The organism is Catenovulum maritimum (genome assembly GCF_001050375.1).
GTDB classification, from domain to species: domain Bacteria; phylum Pseudomonadota; class Gammaproteobacteria; order Enterobacterales; family Alteromonadaceae; genus Catenovulum; species Catenovulum maritimum.
In genome coordinates, this window is record NZ_KQ130523.1 from 1 (window position 1) to 3665 (window position 3665).

A 3665-nucleotide genomic window follows, 5' to 3' on the forward strand; every position below is an offset into this window, starting at 1 on the left:
AAGGCCGACTAAACCAATATCAGATAAATTTTTCAAAATATCTCCTAAGAATAAATTTTTAAATTGTTGTGCCATTTTTCAGGCGTCCGATCATATTAACACTTATTTACATTTGGGTAAGCACTTTATTGGTGACTTTGTGCTAGAAAATAGGTTTATTTTGGTGCGTTCTTAAAGAGGTATGTATACATTAAATATTTTGTTAATTTAGTGTGGCTGATTTAGTCATAACTATTAATAAATGACTAAGTTAGCTTTTTTCTCATAGTATCAAACCGTGCTTTTTAAGCTGCTTTTGCTGATAGAGTTTTTTATCTGCCTGCTTAATGGCATTTTCTAGGTCAAAATCTTCGGATAATTTACATAGGTAGATACCAAAACTCATGCTGATTTTAAATTCTAGATCGGTTAGCTTGGCAAGTTCAGAGTTTACTCTTTGTGTCATCTGTTGGACTATATTTTCGTCAGCAATAAATGCACATATTACAAATTCATCCCCTCCAATTCTGCATATAATATCTGTCGCACGGAAGACACTTTTCAACACATTTGCCATTTTTTCTATCGCTAGGTCGCCAGCTTGATGGCCAAAGGTGTCGTTTACATACTTGAGCTTATCCATATCTGCATAGATCAGACTAAATTCAGTTAGCTCTGTATTTTCAATGCGCTGACATATAGCTTGGTAAAAGCCTCTTCGGTTGAGTAGCTCAGTCATCTCATCAGTTGCTGAGATGGCTTTTAAGTTGGTGTTATCTTTGGCTAAGCTTGCGACTAAACGCTCATTTTCTTTTAATGCGCTTTGCATTTTTTCGAATAAATAGATGATATTTAGAGTGGTTGAAATATTAACTATTAAATCTTCAATATCTTGAATTCTGCCTTGGCATAAATCGAAAACAACATAACCAAAATGTGCATCATTGTAGAATAAATTTTTCACTAACAGGCACTGAGGCTGTTTTTGCTGATAAACGTCATCTGGCAGAATCAGCGCAGTATCAAAAGCTTGGTTCTCGTATTCTGTTTGTCTGGTGCCGTTATAATATTGAAAAGCAAGTTTAGATACTTGGGGGACTTCAGTTGTCGCTTCTAATTTAAAAGGCTCGCTTTGATATAAACAGATAGAGCAACTTAATATATCTCGTTCTGATAGCGCTATGCTTAGCTTTTCAAAATACTCGTCATGGCTTAAAGCCTGAATGTTTTCTTCAATATTATAATTACCGGTAAAAAGCCTTTGTGTTGGACAGGTATCTTCTATATGTCCATGGCAGCCACATGAGCCTCTAAAAACCGCAGTGGTATTGAAAATAGCGTCGACATATTCGCTTGGTTGGGTGTTTATTAACTCCAATGCTTTTTGCGCCATGGCAGCATGAGGATGATCTACCGTTGTTAACTGAGGTGAGATGTTTTTGGCATTTTCAGAATTATCAAAACCTACAATAGCAAAGCGACCTTTAAATTCAGGTTTGAAGTTATTAATGTAATCTAAAGCTGCAATTGCAGTTTCATCATTTGGGAAAATAACGGCTTGATAATCCGGGTAGTCTTTGATTATGTTTTTTATGACCTGAATACTTGCTTGAGAATCCCAAGTCGCTTGGAGCTCTACTGGCGTTATATTGTATTTTTCAAGAGAGCTAATGGTTGTTGCAAATCTTTGATTTGCATTGGCATCCCTGACTGGTCCTCGGATCACAATAAACTTTTCATATTTATGGTGGTTGACTAAATGCTCGACTAGTTGAGCAGAGCCAGTAGAGTTATTAACTCTTATCGAATGTTGTTTTGGTCGCTTTAAATAGTAATTTATGATGAGCTGTTCGGTTTTGCCGTTAAAAAAATTATCAAATTGCTTGCTGGTTAAACTATCAGGCACGGCCGCTGAGGTGGTAATGATATGATCGACTCTTGCCTTATTAATCAGTTGATAAGCAAAGTTTCTCTGTTTATCCGCGTATGATTTGCTTTGTAAGGTTCGGCCTTCAAAGGTAATTAAATTTACTTTTTGTTTGGTCGCTTCTTTTTTTAACTCGGCAAAGATACGGCAGTTATTATTTCTGGTTAGTTCAGTTAATAGTAACGCTATGGTTTTCGTAGATTTATTCTTCATTATTTGCCAATATGTTAGCCAAATTGCTCGCTCTAGTTTAAGCGTAATCGCAAAAACTGAAACTGGCAAAATTTTCTTATATTCAATTGTAGGTAAGATAAATGGATTTAAGCTATTTACCCGCTGATCTCGCTCGAGATATAGACTTAGCAGTTCAATTTAGAAAAGACACCCATTTGGTTAGCTTCGGCCACACCAAGGATTTTGATACCGCTCGACAAGCTAAAGTGTTTCATTTATTTCAGCAAGACTGGCCTCTAGGTTTATTACACGTTTGGCTTGGCGATGAAATTATTGGTCAAGTAGAATTTACCACGCCTATCAAACAAGCTGATGGTAGTTATTGGGGCTATGTTTACCTATTTTATTTGAAACCAGATTATAGAGGCCGAGGAATAGGGCAGCAGATACATGATTTTGTTATTCAAAAAATGCAAGCGGATAACTGCTAAAAAGTGCATCTACGCTATCATTTATTTAATACTGCAGCTGAAAAGTTTTATTTGAAAAATGGCTGGGTAGCTAAAGGTGAAACGACTGAACGCGGTCAATTAATGGAAAAGAATCTCTTATAATAAACCCATAAAATATTAAGCTATTAATTCATTTATATTGCTGGCATATTAGCTAGAGCTAAATCAATGTAAGCTTTTAAATTTATAACCTAAAGGAAAAAACAAAATGGCTAAAACAGCACTTAAAGGTAATCCAGTTGATACTAATGCAGATTTACCTTCAGTAGGTACTAAAGCACCAGAATTTACCCTAGTAAAAACAGATTTATCTGAAGCAAACTTAGCAGAATTTAGCGGCAAGCGTTTAGTATTAAATATCTTCCCTAGTATAGATACGCCAACATGTGCGCAATCAGTTCGCACTTTTAATAGCCAAGCGAGTGCGATGGAAAACACTGTCGTAGCTTGTGTTTCACAAGATTTACCTTTTGCACAAGCTCGTTTTTGTGGTGCTGAAGGTTTAGACAATGTTGTTTCTTTGTCTGGTTTCCGCTCGACTTTTGCGAAGGACTATGGTGTTGAAATTATTAATGGACCACTAGTTGGTTTGACTGCTAGAGCTGTGATCGTTTTGGATACTGAAGGCCAAGTTACTCATGTTGAATTAGTGGGTGAAATTGCTAACGAGCCTGATTATGCTGCGGCATTAGCTGCATTAAAATAACCATTGTTAGGTTATTGATACTTGCTAAAGGCCACTAGTCGTGGCCTTTTTTATTGTTCGGGTAGGATTAATTTAGATTAATTATTTCTACCCAATTTGGATTTTCGCCTACAGGGTAAGTCTTTCGTGAAGTTAACCTACCCGTATTCTGCTCAATTTTGTAAACCGAAATTGTATTTGATACTTGTCCTGCTGAGATTAAAAACTGGCCACTAGGGTCAATTGAGAAGCCTCTAGGCTGAGTGTCGGTTTCAAATGAATCTATATAAGTTAACTTACCTGTCTCTGGGTCTACTCTAAAAGCAGACAGCGAGCTTGAGTTTCTTTCTGATGCGTAAACATAATCACCATTTGGTGTGATATGAAT

4 protein-coding genes are annotated in these 3665 nt (G+C 36.4%); 2 read left to right on the top strand and 2 right to left on the bottom strand.

The features are described 5' to 3' along the window. Nucleotides 1-262 precede the first annotated feature (262 nt). On the bottom strand, nucleotides 263-2119 hold the full coding sequence (locus XM47_RS18595) for a GGDEF domain-containing protein (protein WP_149865560.1): 1857 nt from the start codon (nucleotides 2117-2119) through the stop codon (nucleotides 263-265). A 101-nt stretch (nucleotides 2120-2220) separates the two neighbouring features. Here XM47_RS18595 and XM47_RS18600 point away from each other — a divergent pair, with 101 nt between their 5' ends. Then, nucleotides 2221-2571 (top strand): GNAT family N-acetyltransferase, encoded by a 351-nt coding sequence (locus XM47_RS18600; protein WP_048695982.1) that lies wholly within the window; start codon nucleotides 2221-2223, stop codon nucleotides 2569-2571. A gap of 229 nt (nucleotides 2572-2800) precedes the next feature. Beyond that, nucleotides 2801-3298 (top strand): thiol peroxidase, encoded by a 498-nt coding sequence (gene tpx, locus XM47_RS18605; protein ID WP_048695983.1) that lies wholly within the window; start codon nucleotides 2801-2803, stop codon nucleotides 3296-3298. A 67-nt stretch (nucleotides 3299-3365) separates the two neighbouring features. Here the strand turns inward: tpx and XM47_RS18610 are convergent. Beyond that, nucleotides 3366-3665, bottom strand: a 300-nt coding sequence (locus XM47_RS18610; RefSeq protein WP_048695986.1) for a beta-propeller fold lactonase family protein, incomplete at its 5' end; no start/stop codon positions are given.

Bases quoted from the DNA above. Each gene is read 5' to 3' on its own strand.
- XM47_RS18595 (WP_149865560.1), bottom strand. From the start codon at position 2,119: ATGAAGAATAAATCTACGAAAACCATAGCGTTACTATTAACTGAACTA.
- XM47_RS18600 (WP_048695982.1), top strand. From the start codon at position 2,221: ATGGATTTAAGCTATTTACCCGCTGATCTCGCTCGAGATATAGACTTA.
- tpx (WP_048695983.1), top strand. From the start codon at position 2,801: ATGGCTAAAACAGCACTTAAAGGTAATCCAGTTGATACTAATGCAGAT.